Origin of the sequence: Rhizobium pisi, assembly GCF_003938655.1 — a bacterium.
Lineage (GTDB): Bacteria > Pseudomonadota > Alphaproteobacteria > Rhizobiales > Rhizobiaceae > Rhizobium > Rhizobium pisi.
The window spans coordinates 83,904-100,131 of the sequence record NZ_RJJT01000023.1 but is presented as its reverse complement, the minus strand read 5'-3'; the positions used below and the strand labels follow the sequence as shown (position 1 = coordinate 100,131).

Below are 16,228 nucleotides of genomic sequence, written 5' to 3'. Positions count from 1 at the left end.
TCCGCCCACCATCGCGAACTGCGAGCGGCAGCCTTGGATACTTGGCGCCAAATCGCACGTCTTCACACCGCATGAATCAAAACCTCACTCCGAGATCTTGCTTTCAGAGCGTTAAGTTTACAGTGCCCCCCCGCCAGCTATCCCAAAAGAGCTGGACCAGCCTGCAATGATGTCCTTTAGGGTCTCAATTGAAGGCCATCCGTCATTTGTAATAAAATCTGTGCCGCGATAGGCAATCACCGTTTCTGTAGACCCACCAACCGTCCAATGATAAGCTGTTGCGCTAAATCCTGAGATAGCTGCGGTGGCAGGGAGTACGTTACGAGACAGCTCTGCAACCTCGGCGTTTCCAATCCTGTTTGGAAGCGCACTACCATCTTTGCGCGTAACCTGGGGGATATCACCTCTTGAATACGCATCCAAAGAAAGCAGTGCCAGCATAACGTTCTTGTCTGTGGGTGTCTCTGTCATCGGTTGCCGTCTCCAAAGAAGTCCGCTGGTGTAACCATGTAGCTGAAAGGCAATTCCCTAAGGGGCCGCAGAACCCCTGGAGGATTGCGTGGAAAAATCTTTCTGGGCGCAACAGTGGTGTCGAGCCACGGAAGCCGTTCCCTCAGTTTATAGGTGATCCGGTCAGTTGTTATTTCTATATCGAGGCCCGTGAAACGGACCCCTGGGAAGTATCGGCCGAATTCTCCCGGCTGAATCTCAAATATCGTTTTTGGATCGGTTTCGCTCTTGAAGGAAACGATCACAGGCAGTCTGCTCGTCTTTAGTTTGAACGGACGACGGCCGGTTGCATCGCGTAGCGTTGCAAAATCCGCTTCCGACAGAGAACCAATGCTATTCTTGATACCAAAACTTGTTAGTACGCCATCCTCGTAGACTTGGGTCAGGCTGTTGTTTGGATCGTGCTGGATTGGCAATATATAGACTGTACCTTTGCCGCCAAGATCAAGGATCAGGGCTTCGCCATAGAGCCGTGTGGCGCCACCATTTCCAATAAGGCTATGCGTAACCTTGGAATAGGAGATTTCCATCACCGAGGAACTCTCAATCGGTCGCCCGTCCACCGTAGCCGACGCAATAACCTTAAAACGGACAGTCGCACTCTCGCCCTGACAGGATGCGAGAGGCAGTGCACAAAGTGATGCCAAAAGCGACCGACGTTTCATTTGCTACCTATTTCAAATCGAGAAGTTTTTCAGCACTCTGGAGAGCGCCGCCGTCATCCACAAACGCAACTACCACACCCACCGTTTGACCTTGTTTTGACGCCAAACCCATCGCAATGGCCTCGTGAGGGCTCGCGCAAAGTTGTAACAGTATTTGGAATTTTGGCCGGCGGATCGATCAGTTAATGACGTTACCAAACTCAGCGCTGTTCACACCTGCTGACGCGGCACTACCGGTCAGCTTTCCTAAGACTTCCCGATCAACTAAGTGGGCGACCATTGGGTGAATCTTGATATCGGCCCGCTTGGCGACCTGATGGAAATTTGTCAGCACCATGGTCGCCAATTCGCGCGTAGGCGCAATCACGTCGAGCAACCAAACGGTGTCGCCGCTCTTCCAGTCTTCCGGCTTGAGTCGAACTGGGAACACGCCCGCCTTAGCTTGCTCTGAGATCCGAGCATCAACCTCAGTACTGACGTTTGCCCAGATGGCAATTGCCGGCGGCTCAATGCCAGTGGCGGTTTTGGGCATCGCAATTGCGATGCGGTCATTGATCAAAGGATCGACAACCAGATGGTGCAGATCGGATAACATCTGACTGCGGTAGCGCGGTACTGAACTCATTGCGAGAACAACTTGCCCAAAAGTCGATTGCAGTGCTGTCTTGGCACCGGCAAGCTTCTTCTTCGTCTCTTCGGACAACTGATTTTGGTTTATATTAGCCGACACTTGCGTCGCAACGTTATTCATGTATCCCCAGCCCCATGGGTTACGAGCGCAAATGGCCCGATAGAGTTGCAATCGCCCCCACTCGCGATTGCCGAATGCAGATTACAAATTGAATTTGCAATTGCAAGTGAAATTGCCGTGAAATGCTCTTATGAGATGAATAATTCAGCCATGCTTATTCTGCTGACCTAACGTAGCCATGCGACATTGGCAACCGACGCGAAGAACCAACGCTTTCCGACAAATGGGCCCTCCGATCCAGTTTGATCAGGTCGATTTTCCCAAATACTGCCTCGTGAGTGCCGGACCACGCCGAGATGCCTGCAAGATTGCCGAACTGGCCCGGCCGCCGTTTGGCCGGGGTCCGCGCGGATTTCAAGCAGCCTGAACCAGCTTGCCCGCCTCGGCCATATCGGCGCGTTGCCGATGACGCCGGGAAGACGAGTTGCGAGCCACGCTGGACGATGTTCGCGTGATAGGCCGTTTGCTCATGGCCGCGCTCGCCTCAAACCGGAGGCCGCGCCATGGGAACGGGCTTTTGCCAAGGATTGACGGCCAGAGCGCGCAGATTTTGCATATCCTCTTCCGTCGGCTTGCGGCCGGAGGCGGCGATCCGCTTCACCAACTCCTCCTGCCCTTTGAACATCAGCGGCATGTCTTTGCCGCTGACCACTCCTCCGACGGCAGTCCCTTTGCTGTTTGCCGGGCGTGGTGCCATTAGCTCGCGCGCTGCCTGGTCGTGTTCGGCCATGATAAGGCGCTGGATCGGGTCCTTCGCAAAATCGAAGCAGAACATGAGCAGAAGCAGCACGGCATAAGAGATGCGTGCAAGCCGAGATTGGCCAAAAATGCTCATGAAGTCCAGCTCCGGTTCATCTTGAGGTGGAGGGACGATGCCCGCTGTAGTTGAAGAATCCCCTAACGCACGACGGATGATTTTACCAGTAAAATAAATCGAATTTGCCACTAGCACTTGCTGCGGTAGTCAAACAGCTTTGCGCGATACCTCGTCATGTTTATTCGGGTCTGGCAAATGCGCATTGTCGGAACAGATTGATCTTTCCCGTCCTTGGGTCGAACCAGCGCGAGGAGAAAGCGATGAGAGAATTGATCCTGACCATGGCCATGTCGCTCGACGGTTTTGTCAGCGGCCCCGAGGGCGAAACCGAATGGATATTTTCTGGCGACCAGGAGGCCATTGCCTGGAAGGTGGAGAATGCGTGGAACGCCGGCCTGCACATCATGGGCAGCCGCACCTTCCAGGGCATGGCCAGCTATTGGCCGACCGCGACGGGAGTATTCGCCCCGCCGATGAACCAGATTCCGAAGGCCGTCTTCTCGAAACAAGGGCCGGCGATCCTGAAGGCGGCCGAAACGGCCAAGGAAGGGCTGCAGCCCGGCGCGGAAAGTTGGCGCGAGGCCTATGTGGCGAGCGGCGATCTGGCCGAAGAAATCGCCAGGCTGAAGGCCGAGGACGGCAAGCCGATCATCGCCCACGGCGGCGCCGCCTTTGCGCGCAGTCTCATCGCTCACGGGTTGGTCGATCAGTACATGCTGATGGTGTATCCGCTGGCTCTCGGTAAGGGCCTGCCGATCTTCTCCGACCTCGCTGTGCCAAGGCAGCTCAAGCTGATCAGCTCGAAAGTTTTTCCGAAGGGCTCGATGGCCCAGATTTACCGGCCGGCGTGATCATGTGAAGCGTGTCGCGATCTTTCAGATTTGGTTTTCCGCATAACGCCTAAAACCGCTGCACAGTTTTATGCGACATGCTTTTAGTCGACGAACTTGACGATTACACCTGGCTTCACCATTCCGGCAAGCTCTTCGGCATCCCAGTTGGTCAGGCGCACGCAGCCGTGCGATCCAACTTTGTCGATCAGCTCCGGGTCGGGCGTGCCGTGAATGCCGTAGGTCGGCTCGGTCAGATCGATCCAGACGCTGCCGACCGGCCCGTTCGGTCCTTTGGGGATGGTGAGGATCTTGTCGTTCTTCCCCTGCTTGAAATTGATCTTCGGATCGTAGCGGTAGACCGGCATCCGCGCGACACCCTTGACCTTGTGCGTGCCGCTCGGGGACGGATTGTCGCTGCTGCCGACCGTTGCCGGATAGGCCGCAATCACCGATCCATCCCCGTCATAGGCCAGGACCTGTCCGGTCTTGCCGTTCACCTCGATGCGCTTGACCTTTCCCTCCTTGGGAGGTCCTGGTGTCACGACCTCGATCGTTTTGCCAGGCGCGAATTCCGTGCCGGGATTGAGCGTCTTCATCAGATCGATGTGCATGTGGAACCGCTCCGACAGCTTCTCCGCCACGCTGGTATATCCCAGGCTCGCCATCTTGGCCTTTTCGCCGTAGTCCTTAGGAATGTGGTCGACGAGACCGGCGGCATCCTCGTCGGTGATGACATAGCTTTCGACGATGGGTGGGCCTTTTTCCAGCCGGGAGAGCACGTCGGGATCGAGTTTTCCGTCGGATGGAAGCTTGTTCATCGTCTCGAACGCGGCGACCGCCTTGCCGACATTGTCCCCATACAGTCCGTCGATCACGCCTGGTGAGGAACCGGCGCGGTCGAGAAGCGCCTGGAGACGCACGATCGCCGGATCAGGTTCCGGCGACGGTTTGCTGGGGCGCTCCCGCGCAATCGGCGCGAGGGATGCGGTGTTGATGGCCTCCGGCGTCAGTTCCAGCGCATGCGCCGTACCGAGTGAGAAAAGCAGAGCCAGCGTTGCGATGGGTGTGACAGCCTTCATGATCCAACAAATGATCGCCGGCCGTACTTGTTCCACCGGAAGGGAAGACCGTCGGTCAACGCTTACGCTGCCGCGGCTTCCGTTTCCGTTCTCGTAAGGCTTCGAGCTGGGCCTGACGGCCTACTGCAGGATGCGCGGGATCTGCAGATTTTCCGCGGCGACGCCGGACATGGCGGGGGCGGCGCTGCCTTCCAGGCCGGTCGCTACGACCGAGACCCGGAACTTTCCGTCAAGGCCGCGGTCGAAGATGGCGCCGACGACGATTTCGGCGTCCGCCTGCACTTCGTCTCGAATGCGGCTCGCCGCCTCGTCGACTTCAAACAGCGTCATGTCGGAACCGCCGGAAATCGAAATCAGCACGCCCTTGGCGCCCTTCATCGAGAGGTCGTCGAGCAGTGGGTTTGCGATCGCCCCCTCCGCCGCCCTCATCGCGCGGCCTTCGCCCGAGGCTTCGCCGGTGCCCATCATCGCCCGTCCCATGCCGCGCATCACCGATTTCACATCGGCGAAATCGAGGTTGATCAGCCCTTCCTTGACGATGAGATCGGTAATGCAGCCGACGCCCGAATAGAGCACGCGATCGGCGGTCATGAAGGCGTCGGCGAAAGTGGTTTTCGCGTCGGCGATGCGGAAGAGGTTCTGATTGGGAATGACGATGACAGTGTCGGCGGCCTGGCGCAGTGCCTCGATGCCGACTTCTGCCGTCCGCATGCGGCGATTGCCCTCGAAGGAAAACGGCTTGGTGACGACGCCGACCGTGAGGATGCCGGCGTCGCGGGCTGCCCGCGCGATCACCGCCGCCGCACCCGTTCCCGTTCCACCACCCATGCCGGCAGTGACGAAGCACATGTGCGAGCCGCTGAGGTGATCCATGATCTCGTCAAGCGACTCCTCGGCCGCCGCCCGGCCGACCTCCGGCAACGAACCCGCGCCGAGCCCCTCGGTCACCTGCGCCCCGAGCTGGATGCGCCGCGAGGCCTTCGAGGTCGCAAGTACCTGGGCATCCGTGTTCGCCGCAATGAACTCGACGCCGGCGAGCTTCTCAGCGATCATGTTGTTGATCGCATTTCCGCCGCCACCGCCGACGCCAATGACGGTGATGTTCGGCCGCAGCCCCAGAATGCCGCTCTTGGCGTCCGTCATCGCATAATCCTTCTCATATCCCGTGAATGCCCTATTCTCGCCCGCGGCGACGAATCGTTCCGCAGATTAAGGACGTAAAAAGGCGGCGGAAGGGCAAAAACATGCCCTGCGGCCGTTCGGATTGCCTATTCCCCAAACTTCTTGAAGGTGATGGAGGGATAGGCCACCGGGATAACCTCTTTCATGACCTCGCGCTCGGCTGCGCTTGTTTCCGCGCCCACCACGACAGGGTGGGTTTTCGTCCCCTGAACACGGAAGTAGCCGGCATCGACGATCTCGCCCTCGCCAATCGTAATCCTGCTCGCGCCTTCCAGCGCGCTGATATAGCTGAACAGGCCGTCATGGTCGCCGCCTGCCTCGAGCGTCGAGGTCCCGTTCGGGTCGGATATCTGGCAAGAGGCATAGGTGACGACATAAGTGCCGGGCGCGATCGGAGAAAAGGAGCGTTCGTAGTCCTTTGCGTCGGGAATACCGTTCAGGAAATTGCTCTTCACCACTGCAGGCTTGGCTTGTTCAGGCAGAAGCCAGTGGAAAGCGGTCCCGAGGTCTTGGGGCGCGGCCACTTTGTCAGGTGCGCCGTCAACAAGCTTGCGAAGACGAATCCGACCGGAGCACCGGATAGGACCGAGCCAGCCAGGATAGATGAAGCGCGCCATGATCAACGCGCCTCTTTGTTTTCTTTCGTTGAGAATCTCGGTGGATTTTGCCTGTCTTTCGCTCGCGATCATCGCGGGATCAGGTGTCCCTCCACACGAGGCCAACAGCGCCGTTACGATGCTCAATCCGGCTGCAGTAAAGGCTCTTTTGTTCATGTGATTTTCTTGGTTTCAAGGGAAAGTAAGAACGTGTGGCTGTGCGACGGCCGACGCGGACGGCAAAATCGGCGCAACGGTGACGGGCCAACGAAGCGGGACTTCGTTGAGCTGTGGGACATCGATTTCATGAAGAAACGCCCAAAGAGCGAGGCCGATCATCGGCCCGGTTCATCCATAGCAGATCCCGAAACGGTGCATCGAGAGGTAGTTTTGATATCCGCTCGGTTCATGCGCGTTTTTGGAGGTGCGTGCACTTTTTGCAACAATTACGCTTATATTGATAAAATGTCCCGCGCATATTCCCTGCGCCGGAAATTGCGGCGCAGGTCAGCCAGGTCGGGGCATTGCAGGATCCTGCCTTGCCCCTTCTGCAATGTGCCAACCCGCTATTCCTTCACCGCACCCGTCATCGACGACACGTAATAATCGACGAAGAAGGAATAGAGGATGACGACAGGCAGCGAGCCGAAGAGCGCGCCGGCCATCAGCGATCCCCACTCGAAGACGTCGCCGCGCACGAGTTCCGTCAGGACGCCGACCGGGATGGTCTTGTTCTCCGAGGACTGGATGAATGTCAGCGCGTAGATGAATTCGTTCCAGGAGAGCGTGAAGGCGAAAATGCCGGCCGAGATCAGGCCGGGCACGGCGAGCGGCAGGATGATCTTGGTGAGGATCTGCCAGCGATTGGCGCCGTCCACCAGTGCGCTTTCCTCGAGTTCGAATGGGATGGAGCGGAAATAACCCATCAGCAGCCAAGTGCAGAACGGGATCAGGAAGGTGGGATAGGTGAAGATCAGCGCCAGGCGCGAGTCGTAGATCCCGAGCTTGAAGACGATGAAGGCAAGCGGGATGAACAGGATCGACGGCGGGATGAGATAGGCCAGGAAAATAACGAGGCCGATCTGCCGCGAGCCGGTGAAGCGCACGCGCTCGATCGCATAGGCGCCGAAGACCGAGGCCACCAGCGACAGCGCCGTCGACCCCACAGCCACCAGCATCGTGTTCCACAGCCAGCCGGGATAGGAGGTTTCCAGGAAGAGGTATTTGATGTGGTCCAGCGTCGGCCCCACGACCCAGAAGGGGCTGTAGTTGTTATAGTCCGTCAGCTGCTCGTTCGGCTTCACGGCGGTAATCGCCATCCAGTAGAAGGGAAAGAGCAGCACAAAGACGAAGAGCGCCATCGGCAGGTAGAGCATCACCACGCGCCGCGGTAGGCGGTTCAGATAGCTCATGCCTTCGGCATTGTCGGTCAGGACCTCATCGGCCGCATTGAGATTTGTCGACATGGTTATTCCCCCTAATCCTGGCCACCCTGCTGCCATTTGCGGCGTTGAAGGCCGAAGAAGCTGAACATGATGGCGCCGAGCAGGAAGGGCACCATGGCAACGGCGATGGCAGCCCCTTCGCCGAGCTGGCCGCCTGGAATGCCGCGCTGGAAGGAGAGCGTCGCCATCAGATGCGTGGCGTTAACGGGCCCGCCCTTGGTCAGCACGTAGATCAGCTGGAAATCCGTGAAGGTGAAGAGCACCGAGAAGGTCATGACGACGGCGATGATCGGCGTCAGCATTGGCAGCGTCACATAGCGGAAGCGCTGCCAGCTCGTCGCGCCGTCGAGCGAGGCGGCTTCCTGCAGCGAGGCCGGGATGGTCTGCAGGCCGGCGAGCAGCGAGATCGCCACGAACGGAATGCCGCGCCAGACATTGGCGACAATCACCGAAATGCGTGCATTTGTGGCATCGCCGAGGAAGTTGATCGGCGCGCTGATCAGCCCGAGCTTCATCAGCGACCAGGAGATGATCGAAAACTGGGAATCGTAGATCCACCAGAAGGCCAGCGCCGAAAGCACGGTTGGCACCACCCAGGGCAGCAGCACGATCGCCCGGAAGAAGGATTTGAACGGCAGGTGCTGGTTCAGAAGCATCGCCAGCCAGAGGCCGAGCACGAATTTCAGCAGCGAGGCGACGAAGGTGTAGAGAATGGTGTTGAAGACCGACATCCAGAAAACGGCGTCGTCGGCAAGGAACTGATAGTTCTCCAGACCGATGAAGATGCCGTCCCGGCCGATCCGCGTATCCGTAAAGCCAAGCCAAACGCCGAGCCCCAGGGGATAGGTGAGAAAGCAGACGAGGAACACGGCCGCCGGCAGCATGAACAGGAAGCCGAGCACATTGTTGTTCTGCATGAGCGCGGAGATCGGGCCGCGCGTATCCCCGGATTTCAAGGTCGACATTGCATGCCTCCAGATTGCATTCAGTCCTGATGCATGTCGCCCGGAAGTGTTCAGCGGTTCCGGGACAACGACATGCATAAAAACAAGGAACTAAAGCGCGGCGCATAGATCAAAGTTCATGCGACGCGCTTTAGAGAAGCTTGCGGCATGCCGGAACCCGGCATGCCGCCTGTCTCGGCTCCGTATCAGATGCGGTAGTAGCGGTTCGCCCGGCGTTCGGCTTCCTTCATCGCGTCTTCCGGCGACTTCTGGCCGGTGACGGCGGCGGCGTACATGTCCACAAGCACATAGTCGGCCATCGTCGCCGCCGAGGCGTAACCGAGCGGACCGGCATAGCCGTTCGGACGCAGCTTTTCCGAAGCGCGCGCATAGGGCGCGTGGATCGGATCGGCGGTCCAGACCGGGTTCTTGGCGAAAGCCTTGAGGGGTTGGCAGCAGTAGGCGCTGGAGCCCTGGATCCAGGCGTTCATCTGGTCGGCTTCCATCATGAACTTGATGTAGGCCTTGGCCGCCTCGGGATATTTGGTGTGCTTGAAGAGCAGCAGCGAACTCGTCTGGAAAAGCTCCACGCTCTTGCCAACGGGCCCGATCGGGAAGTTCGTCGTGCGGATGTCCTTGGCGATGTCGGCGAGCTTCGGGTCGTTCTTGGCGGTGTAGTAGACCGAGACGCCGTTGGCGATCAGCGATACCTGGCCGGCCAGGAAGGCGCGGTTGTTGTTGACGTCCTGCCAGCTTTCCGTGCCCGGAATGAAGGTCGCGTAGAGCTCCTTGGCATAGTTGATCGAGGCAAGCGTCTCGGGGCTGTTGATCTCGACCTTGCCGCCCTCGTCGACCATCATGCCGCCATGGCTCCACAGTAGCCAATGGGCGTAATTGTTGCCGTCGCCGACCGCCTTGCCGTGCGGGAAGCCGGCGGGCGTGCCCTTTGCCTTCATCGCCTTGCAAAGTTCGAGGAAGCCTGCCGTATCCTGCGGGAATTCGCTGAAGCCGGCGGCCTTCACGTGGGTGTCGCGATAGACGACGGCATTGCCGATCGCCGTCAGCGGCATGGCGATGAACTTGTCGTCGCGTGTGGCGTAACCCTTCACGCCGTCGTACCAGCCCTCGTATTTGTTGCCGAGATAGTTGCCGAGTTCGGTGAGATCGACCAGCTTGTCGGGATATTGGTGGGCGTCGTCGAACCAGCACATGATGAGATCGGGGCCGGAGCCGACGTTGGCGGCAACCGCTGCCTTCGGACGGATATCCTCCCAGCTCTCCTTGTCGATGCGCACTTCGACGCCCGTGGCTTCCGTGAATTTCTTGGTGTTGGCGATCCAAGCTTCTTCATCGCCTTTCACGAAAGGCGTCCAGCGCAGAAGCCGCAGGCTGGCACCGCTTTCCGGCGTGTAGGTCGGTTCGGCCTGTGCCAGAGATGGCCTGATGCCGAGGCCGGCAACACCGGCTACGGCTGCCGATGCAGCAAGAAATTCACGTCTCTTGATCGTCATGAGATTCCTCCTCATTGAAACAGCGGGCAAATTCTCCGGCGTCCACCTCCCGCTTAGTGAAGGCCGGCCTGGCATCCCGCGGGAATCGAGCTCCCCTGGAAGCTCGATTCCCGCTTGAGAGGCTTGTGCCCCGGGATGCTTCTGCTCCGGCGGACCGAGAGGCTCCTCCTCTCCCGCACCGCCGGATGGCATCAGTGGGTCAATCTCCTGCCGCCTTCGGCATCGAAGAGATGGACATGCGTGGCGTCGATCGCCACGCGAATGGCTTCGCCCGGGCGCGCGTTGACACGCTCGCGGAAGACGCAACTGACCTCGCTGCCGCCGAGGCGGACCGTGAGGTGCGTCTCATAGCCGGTCGGCTCGATCACCACGATTTCGGCCGGCACCCCGTTAGGATCGAGCGAGATATATTCGGGGCGCAGCCCATAGACCAGGTCGCGGCCCATGGCACTCGCCGGCGGATTGGCGACGGGCAGCCGCGTGCCGTTGGCCGCGACGAACTGGCTGGCATCATCAGGATCGAGCCTGCCATGGATCATGTTCATCGCCGGCGATCCGATGAAGCCGCCGACGAAGAGATTGGCGGGGCGGTCGTAAAGCTCGAGCGGCGTGCCGATCTGTTCGACGATGCCGTCATGCATGACGACGATCTTGTCGGCCATCGTCATGGCCTCGATCTGGTCATGGGTGACGTAGACGGTCGTCGTCTTCAGGCGCAGGTGCAGTTCCTTGATCTCGGCGCGCATGGCGACGCGCAGTTTCGCATCGAGGTTGGAGAGCGGCTCGTCGAACAGGAAGACCTCGGGGTCGCGCACGATGGCGCGGCCCATGGCGACGCGCTGGCGCTGGCCGCCGGAAAGCTGGCGCGGATAACGATCGAGCAGCTTGTCGAGGCCGAGGATGCCGGCGGCATATTTCACCCGCTTTTCGGCTTCCGCCTTCGGCGCCTTGTTGAGCATGAGCGAAAAGCCCATGTTCTGCTCCACCGTCATATGCGGGTAGAGGGCATAGTTCTGGAACACCATGGCGATGTCGCGATCCTTGGGCGGCAGCGTATTGACGATGCGCCCGCCAATCTTGATCTCGCCGCCGGAAATGTTCTCGAGCCCTGCGAGCATCCTCAGAAGCGTGGATTTGCCGCAACCCGAGGGGCCGACGAGGATGACGAACTCCCCATCGGCAATATCGATGTCCACCCCCTTGATGACGGGATGCGCACCGAATGATTTCCGGATATTCGCGAATTGAACGTTTGCCATAATCCCTCCTCCCAGTTCATGCGCATTGCGCAGGCACGTATCTATGTCGTTTTCGGCCGATGGCGGCCCGCTGGTTTCACCCCCGCCCGACGAAAGGCATCTGCGTCGCCATCACGGTCATGGTCAGCACGTTGGCACTGAGCGGCAGGCTCGCCATGTAGACGACCGCATCGGCAATATGCGCGGCGTCGATCGTCGGCTCCGTGGCGATGCTGCCGTTTGCCTGCAGCACGCCTGATGCCATCTTCTTCGTCATGTCGCTTGCGGCATTGCCGATATCGATCTGGCCGCAGGCGATGTCGAATTCGCGCCCGTCGAGCGCGGTGGATTTGGTGAGCCCGGTGATCGCGTGTTTTGTCGCCGTGTACGGCGCCGAATTCGGCCGCGGCGTGGTGGCGGAGATGGAGCCATTATTGATGATGCGGCCGCCGCGCGGGCTCTGGTTCTTCATCAGCCGGAAGGCCTGCTGGGTGCACAGGAAGGCGCCGGTGAGGTTGGCCGCGACGATGGCGTTCCACTGCTCGAACGAAACCTCCTCGAGTGGCACGGCCGGCACGCCGACGCCGGCATTGTTGACCAACAGGTCGAGCCGTCCGTATCGTTCCGAAATCGTATCGAACAAAGCCCGCACTGAAGCGGGATTGCCGACATCGGCCGGGACGGCCAGAAACTCCGCACCCGTCTCGCCGGCAAGCTCCGCCGCCGCCTTTTCAAGCACATCGGCCCGCCGTCCTGAAATGACGACCTTATAGCCCGCCGCACCGAGCGCCCTCGACATGGCGCGTCCGATGCCCGTGCCGCCGCCGGTCACCAGTGCAATCTTTGCCTCTCCGCTGGCCGCTATGCTCATGCGAACCTCCCGCCAAGTTCATCCTCGATATGCACCTGCAGGATCTCGTCGAAGCTGGTTTCCGCCTTGAAGCCGAGCGAAGAGGCTCTTGTGGCGTCGAACTGGGTCGGCCAACCGGCGACGATGCGTTCGATCACCGGATCGGGCACACGTTTGATCAGGGCGACGGCCTTGTCGCCGGCGACCCGGCGCAACGCTTCGATCTCTTCGGAAACAAGCGCGGAAAGGCCGGGCATGGTCAGATTGCGGCGTGCGCCGATCCTTGCCGTATCGATCGTCGCGGCATGAACGAAGAAGCCGACGGCCGCGCGCGGGCTGGCAAACCAGTGCCGCACGCCGTCGCTGACCGGCAATATGGCTTCCTTGCCCACCAGCGGCTCGCGCAGGATATTGGAGAAGAAACCGGATGCCGCCTTGTTCGGCGCGCCGGGACGCACCGTGATGGTCGGCAGCCTGATGCCGATGCCGTCGAAAATGCCGCGGCGGGAATAATCGGCAAGCAGCAGTTCGGCGATCGCCTTCTGAGTGCCGTAGCTCGTCAGCGGCGTGGTGAAGAACTCGTCCGGAATAATCTCCGGGAAGGGCGTGCCGAAGACGGCGATCGACGAGGCGAAGACGAGGCGCGGCACATAGGCGCTTGCGAGGCCGAGCTTGCGGATTGCATCGAAAAGCGCGCGCGTGCCGTCGAGATTGACGGCGTAACCCTTGTCGAAATCCGCCTCCGCTTCGCCGGAGACGATTGCCGCAAGATGGAAGACCAGATCCGGACGGCTTTCGATCAGCCTGTCGGCCGCGCCAGCGCCGGCAAGATCGATCGTCAGCGCCGTGGAGACGGGTTGCAGCGCTTCCGGCACCGGCGGCTGAAAGGCGTCCGCCAGCGTCAGGCGGGTGACGGGCCGGCCGAACGCCAGCGGCTCGCGCGCAATCTTCTCGACCAGCTTGCGGCCGACCATGCCGGCCGCGCCCAAAATCATCACATGCATGTCGGCTCTTCCTCCCGTTGGCCCGTGTCGTCAGTCACATTAGCGCCGCGCGTCGCGGTGCCTCCTCGCATATAGGGCAGCCGATCACATCGGCAGGATGCGCATTGTCTCCTTCATCGATAGGCTCCAAGCCAGCCCAAGCCTGCTTCCGTCGACGTCGCCGGCCGGTATTCGGCGCCGATGGGCCTGTCATAGCCAAGCGTATCAAGGACCTGCAGGATATGGCGGTAGTCGATCTCTCCGTGATCCGGTTCGCGCCGATCGGGGACCGAGGCGATCTGGATGTGACCGATCGAATTCAGATAGGCCTGCAACCTGTGGGTCAGGTCGCCCTGCATGATCTGCAGATGGTAGCAATCGAACATGAGCCGGATATTCGGCGCCCCGACGGTGGCCATGATGTCGAGCGCCTGTTCCGAGGTCTGCAGGAAATAACCGGGCGCATCGCGCCGGTTTAGCGGTTCGATCAGGATTGTGATCCCTGCCCTGCCGGCCAGATTGCAGGCATGGCGCAGGTTTGCGACGAATGTCGCCCGGGCCTCTTCGCCCGACGCCTTGCCGGCCATCACATGGACATTGAGTGCGCCGATCGCTTGAGCGTAATCGACGGCCTCAGCGATTGCCTCAAGCGCTTCCTGCTCGCGCCCCGGCACCGCCGCAAGCCCATTGTCGCCGGCTTCGACATTGCCGCGGATCGTATTGATGCCGAGCATGGTGAGCCCGGTTTCGGCAAGTGCGGCGCGGACAGCCTCCGTCGAGAACCCATAGGGATAATGGCATTCGACCGCATCGAAGCCCGCCGCCTTCGCCGCGCGGATGGCGTCAGGCAGCGCAAGCTCCTGCCAGAGGAAGCCGAGATTGGCGGAAAACCGGGGCATCGCTAATCCCACTCCACGTCGAAGGTCCGCACGATCTGGTCGATCTGCGCACGCGTGAGCAGCGTGGGATTGGCGCCGCGCGTCAGCATGGCGAGCTTTGCCGTCTCCTCCAGCTCCTCGATCGCGTAGACGGCCGCCTCCAGGTCCTTGCCCGCGACGACCGGGCCGTGGGCCGCCAGCATCACGGCGCTGCGTTTACCGGCAAGGCCGCGGATCGCATCGCCCATCGCCGGGTCGCCCGGCATGAAATAGGGAAGCAGCTTCACCTTGCCGAGTCTCATGATCGAATAGGCCGTCAAGGGCGGCAGCATGTTTTCGGCATCGACGTCGGGCAGCAGCGACAGCGCCACGGAATGGCAGGAGTGAAGATGCACGACCGCGCCGGTCTTTGCCGGACGCGTCTCGTAGAAAGCCTGATGCAGCGGCATTTCCTTGGTCGGCTTGTCGCCGCCGGTCAATTTGCCGCCGGCATCGAAGAGGGAAAGGCGCGCCGGATCGAGCCTGCCGAACGAGCTTCCCGTCGGCGTCACCAGCAGGCGCCCGTCACTGAGGCGCGCGGAGATATTGCCCGACGAGCCTGATGTCAGTCCGCGATCGTAGAGCGATTTCGCCATGGCGCATATGTCTTCCCGCAGCCTGGTTTCCTCGCTCATGCCGCCTCCAGCAGATCAAGCGCATCAGTGAAGAAGGTTTCGCGGCCAAAATTGCCCGACTTCAGCGCAAGGGCGACCCGCTCGCCCTCCACCTCCGCAAAGGTCCAGGGAACGCCGGGGGCAATTTCCGGCCCGATTTCCAGCCGTGTCACGCCAAGCGCCTTGGTGACGGCGCCTGACGTTTCGCCGCCGGCGACGACGAAGCGGCGGATGCCGCGCCGGAAGGCCGAACGCGCCAGATCGGCCAGCGCCTGCTCCACGAGCTCACTTGCCTTTTCCAGGCCGAGCTTCTCCTGTGCCCGCCTGACGTCGTCGGGCTCGGCGGTTGCGAAGATGAGTTTAGCCGCATCGGGAGACTGCTGACCCAGCCACGCCTCGGCCGCTCCCGCTCCTTCGGCGGCAAGCGCCAGAGGGTCGAGCCGCAGGCTGGCGCTCCGGCTGCCGTAATGGGCGACTTGTCTGCGCGTCATCGCCGAGCAGCTGCCCGACAGTACGATCTGCCCGCCCTGCGGCGGCAGGGTCGGGCGCCGGGCGGCAGGCGGCGAAACCATGGCCTGCTCGATATAGAGACGCGGCAGCTGGCCGGCGACCGCGCTGCCGCCGGTGATGAGAGGAAAATCCGCGGTGGCGGCGGCGATTTCGCTCAGATCCGCGTCGCAGACGGCATCGACGATGACATGGCTGACGCCGTCCTCGGCAAGCGCCTGCAGCCGTCCCTTCAGCGCCTGGGCTCCGCGGGCGACGACGTGGCGATTGGCAAGGCCGACCTTGCCGCGAACCTGCGGCGCCAGAAGCCTGACAAGGCTGGAATCGCGCATCGGCGTCAGCGGGTGGTCCTTCATCGGGCTTTCCGACAACAGGTCTTCGCCGACGAAGAGATGCCCCATGAAGATGCTGCGGCCGTTTTCCGGGAATGCCGGGCAATAGATCGTCTGTTTCGCCCCGAGCTCGGCCATCAGCATTTCGGCGATGGGGCCGATATTGCCTTCATCGGTGCTGTCAAAGGTCGAGCAATATTTCCAGAAGAAGCGGGCGGCACCCGTCCGTTTCAGCCAGGCGAAGGCGCGGCGCGCCTCTTCGATGGCGTCTGCAACCGGCGCAGTCCGGCATTTGAGCGCGATGACCTCGAAGGCGGCGGCATCCGCCGCGCTATCCTCTTCCGACGGCACGCCGATGCGCAGGGAGACGGGCAGGCCGCTGCGCGCAAGCAGGGCCGCAAGGTCCGTTGCGCCGGTAAAATCGTCCGCGATGCAGCCGAGCACGGTTCCCATG

Annotated in this window: 17 protein-coding genes; 1 reads left to right on the top strand and 16 read right to left on the bottom strand. The window is 60.9% G+C overall.

All coding sequences use genetic code 11. The annotated features are described in order from the left end of the window. Nucleotides 1–117: 117 nt before the first annotated feature. The 4 genes from EFD55_RS26640 to EFD55_RS26625 form a co-directional block, all read right to left on the bottom strand. A complete protein-coding gene (locus EFD55_RS26640; RefSeq protein WP_125849103.1) occupies nucleotides 118–471 on the bottom strand; it encodes a hypothetical protein in 354 nt (117 codons plus the stop codon). Next, nucleotides 468–1,040 carry a hypothetical protein gene (locus EFD55_RS33515; RefSeq protein WP_183736858.1) on the bottom strand — a complete coding sequence of 191 codons (573 nt, stop codon included), beginning with the start codon at nucleotides 1,038–1,040 and terminating at the stop codon, nucleotides 468–470. Before EFD55_RS33515 ends, EFD55_RS26640 begins: the two co-directional genes overlap by 4 nt. Nucleotides 1,041–1,353: 313 nt before the next feature. Further along, nucleotides 1,354–1,926, bottom strand: a complete 573-nt coding sequence (locus tag EFD55_RS26630; protein ID WP_125849101.1) for a toxin-activating lysine-acyltransferase — start codon at nucleotides 1,924–1,926, stop codon at nucleotides 1,354–1,356. Nucleotides 1,927–2,410: 484 nt separating this feature from the next. After that, nucleotides 2,411–2,872 (bottom strand): hypothetical protein, encoded by a 462-nt coding sequence (locus EFD55_RS26625; RefSeq protein WP_125849099.1) that lies wholly within the window; start codon nucleotides 2,870–2,872, stop codon nucleotides 2,411–2,413. 131 nt (nucleotides 2,873–3,003) lie between these two features. On the opposite strand from EFD55_RS26625, the gene EFD55_RS26620 reads away from it, so the two are divergent. After that, nucleotides 3,004–3,594, top strand: coding sequence for a dihydrofolate reductase family protein (locus tag EFD55_RS26620; protein WP_125849097.1), 591 nt, complete (start codon nucleotides 3,004–3,006; stop codon nucleotides 3,592–3,594). Nucleotides 3,595–3,677: 83 nt separating this feature from the next. Here EFD55_RS26620 and EFD55_RS26615 read toward each other — a convergent pair whose 3' ends face one another. The 12 genes from EFD55_RS26615 to otnK all read right to left on the bottom strand — a co-directional run bounded on the left by EFD55_RS26615 (nucleotide 3,678) and on the right by otnK (nucleotide 16,227). After that, nucleotides 3,678–4,655, bottom strand: a complete 978-nt coding sequence (locus EFD55_RS26615; protein WP_125849096.1) for a L,D-transpeptidase family protein — start codon at nucleotides 4,653–4,655, stop codon at nucleotides 3,678–3,680. 120 nt (nucleotides 4,656–4,775) lie between these two features. Then, nucleotides 4,776–5,798, bottom strand: coding sequence for a cell division protein FtsZ (gene ftsZ / locus EFD55_RS26610; RefSeq protein ID WP_125849093.1), 1,023 nt, complete (start codon nucleotides 5,796–5,798; stop codon nucleotides 4,776–4,778). 125 nt (nucleotides 5,799–5,923) lie between these two features. Beyond that, entirely contained in the window at nucleotides 5,924–6,610 is a 687-nt protein-coding gene (locus tag EFD55_RS26605) for a hypothetical protein (RefSeq protein ID WP_125849092.1), read from the bottom strand. A 389-nt stretch (nucleotides 6,611–6,999) separates the two neighbouring features. Further along, entirely contained in the window at nucleotides 7,000–7,899 is a 900-nt protein-coding gene (locus tag EFD55_RS26600; protein ID WP_125849090.1) for a carbohydrate ABC transporter permease, read from the bottom strand. Between the two features lie 11 nt (nucleotides 7,900–7,910). After that, a complete protein-coding gene (locus tag EFD55_RS26595; protein WP_125849088.1) occupies nucleotides 7,911–8,843 on the bottom strand; it encodes a carbohydrate ABC transporter permease in 933 nt (310 codons plus the stop codon). Between the two features lie 185 nt (nucleotides 8,844–9,028). Then, nucleotides 9,029–10,333, bottom strand: coding sequence for an ABC transporter substrate-binding protein (locus EFD55_RS26590; RefSeq protein ID WP_125849086.1), 1,305 nt, complete (start codon nucleotides 10,331–10,333; stop codon nucleotides 9,029–9,031). Between the two features lie 191 nt (nucleotides 10,334–10,524). Then, a complete protein-coding gene (locus tag EFD55_RS26585; protein WP_125849084.1) occupies nucleotides 10,525–11,592 on the bottom strand; it encodes an ABC transporter ATP-binding protein in 1,068 nt (355 codons plus the stop codon). A gap of 76 nt (nucleotides 11,593–11,668) precedes the next feature. Further along, nucleotides 11,669–12,442, bottom strand: a complete 774-nt coding sequence (locus EFD55_RS26580) for an SDR family oxidoreductase (protein WP_125849082.1) — start codon at nucleotides 12,440–12,442, stop codon at nucleotides 11,669–11,671. Further along, on the bottom strand, nucleotides 12,439–13,425 hold the full coding sequence (gene denD / locus EFD55_RS26575; RefSeq protein ID WP_125849080.1) for a D-erythronate dehydrogenase: 987 nt from the start codon (nucleotides 13,423–13,425) through the stop codon (nucleotides 12,439–12,441). The genes EFD55_RS26580 and denD overlap by 4 nt, the downstream gene beginning before the upstream one ends. Nucleotides 13,426–13,538: 113 nt before the next feature. Next, entirely contained in the window at nucleotides 13,539–14,303 is a 765-nt protein-coding gene (locus EFD55_RS26570; RefSeq protein ID WP_125849078.1) for a hydroxypyruvate isomerase family protein, read from the bottom strand. A 2-nt stretch (nucleotides 14,304–14,305) separates the two neighbouring features. Beyond that, complete coding sequence (gene otnC / locus EFD55_RS26565; protein ID WP_125849076.1) at nucleotides 14,306–14,956, bottom strand: 3-oxo-tetronate 4-phosphate decarboxylase; 651 nt, start codon at nucleotides 14,954–14,956, stop codon at nucleotides 14,306–14,308. Then, the gene (gene otnK / locus EFD55_RS26560) at nucleotides 14,953–16,227 is read right to left on the bottom strand and encodes a 3-oxo-tetronate kinase (RefSeq protein WP_125849074.1); all 1,275 of its coding nucleotides are present in this window, start codon (nucleotides 16,225–16,227) and stop codon (nucleotides 14,953–14,955) included. Before otnK ends, otnC begins: the two co-directional genes overlap by 4 nt. Nucleotide 16,228 lies beyond the last annotated feature (1 nt).

Excerpts from the sequence above, each read along its gene's own strand:
- EFD55_RS26640 (WP_125849103.1), bottom strand. The coding sequence starts at position 471 with ATGACAGAGACACCCACAGACAAGAACGTTATGCTGGCACTGCTTTCT.
- EFD55_RS33515 (WP_183736858.1), bottom strand. The coding sequence starts at position 1,040 with ATGGAAATCTCCTATTCCAAGGTTACGCATAGCCTTATTGGAAATGGT.
- EFD55_RS26630 (WP_125849101.1), bottom strand. The coding sequence starts at position 1,926 with ATGAATAACGTTGCGACGCAAGTGTCGGCTAATATAAACCAAAATCAG.
- EFD55_RS26620 (WP_125849097.1), top strand. The coding sequence starts at position 3,004 with ATGAGAGAATTGATCCTGACCATGGCCATGTCGCTCGACGGTTTTGTC.
- EFD55_RS26615 (WP_125849096.1), bottom strand. The coding sequence starts at position 4,655 with ATGAAGGCTGTCACACCCATCGCAACGCTGGCTCTGCTTTTCTCACTC.
- ftsZ (WP_125849093.1), bottom strand. The coding sequence starts at position 5,798 with ATGACGGACGCCAAGAGCGGCATTCTGGGGCTGCGGCCGAACATCACC.
- EFD55_RS26605 (WP_125849092.1), bottom strand. The coding sequence starts at position 6,610 with ATGAACAAAAGAGCCTTTACTGCAGCCGGATTGAGCATCGTAACGGCG.
- EFD55_RS26600 (WP_125849090.1), bottom strand. The coding sequence starts at position 7,899 with ATGTCGACAAATCTCAATGCGGCCGATGAGGTCCTGACCGACAATGCC.
- EFD55_RS26595 (WP_125849088.1), bottom strand. The coding sequence starts at position 8,843 with ATGTCGACCTTGAAATCCGGGGATACGCGCGGCCCGATCTCCGCGCTC.
- EFD55_RS26590 (WP_125849086.1), bottom strand. The coding sequence starts at position 10,333 with ATGACGATCAAGAGACGTGAATTTCTTGCTGCATCGGCAGCCGTAGCC.
- EFD55_RS26585 (WP_125849084.1), bottom strand. The coding sequence starts at position 11,592 with ATGGCAAACGTTCAATTCGCGAATATCCGGAAATCATTCGGTGCGCAT.
- EFD55_RS26580 (WP_125849082.1), bottom strand. The coding sequence starts at position 12,442 with ATGAGCATAGCGGCCAGCGGAGAGGCAAAGATTGCACTGGTGACCGGC.
- denD (WP_125849080.1), bottom strand. The coding sequence starts at position 13,425 with ATGCATGTGATGATTTTGGGCGCGGCCGGCATGGTCGGCCGCAAGCTG.
- EFD55_RS26570 (WP_125849078.1), bottom strand. The coding sequence starts at position 14,303 with ATGCCCCGGTTTTCCGCCAATCTCGGCTTCCTCTGGCAGGAGCTTGCG.
- otnC (WP_125849076.1), bottom strand. The coding sequence starts at position 14,956 with ATGAGCGAGGAAACCAGGCTGCGGGAAGACATATGCGCCATGGCGAAA.
- otnK (WP_125849074.1), bottom strand. The coding sequence starts at position 16,227 with ATGGGAACCGTGCTCGGCTGCATCGCGGACGATTTTACCGGCGCAACG.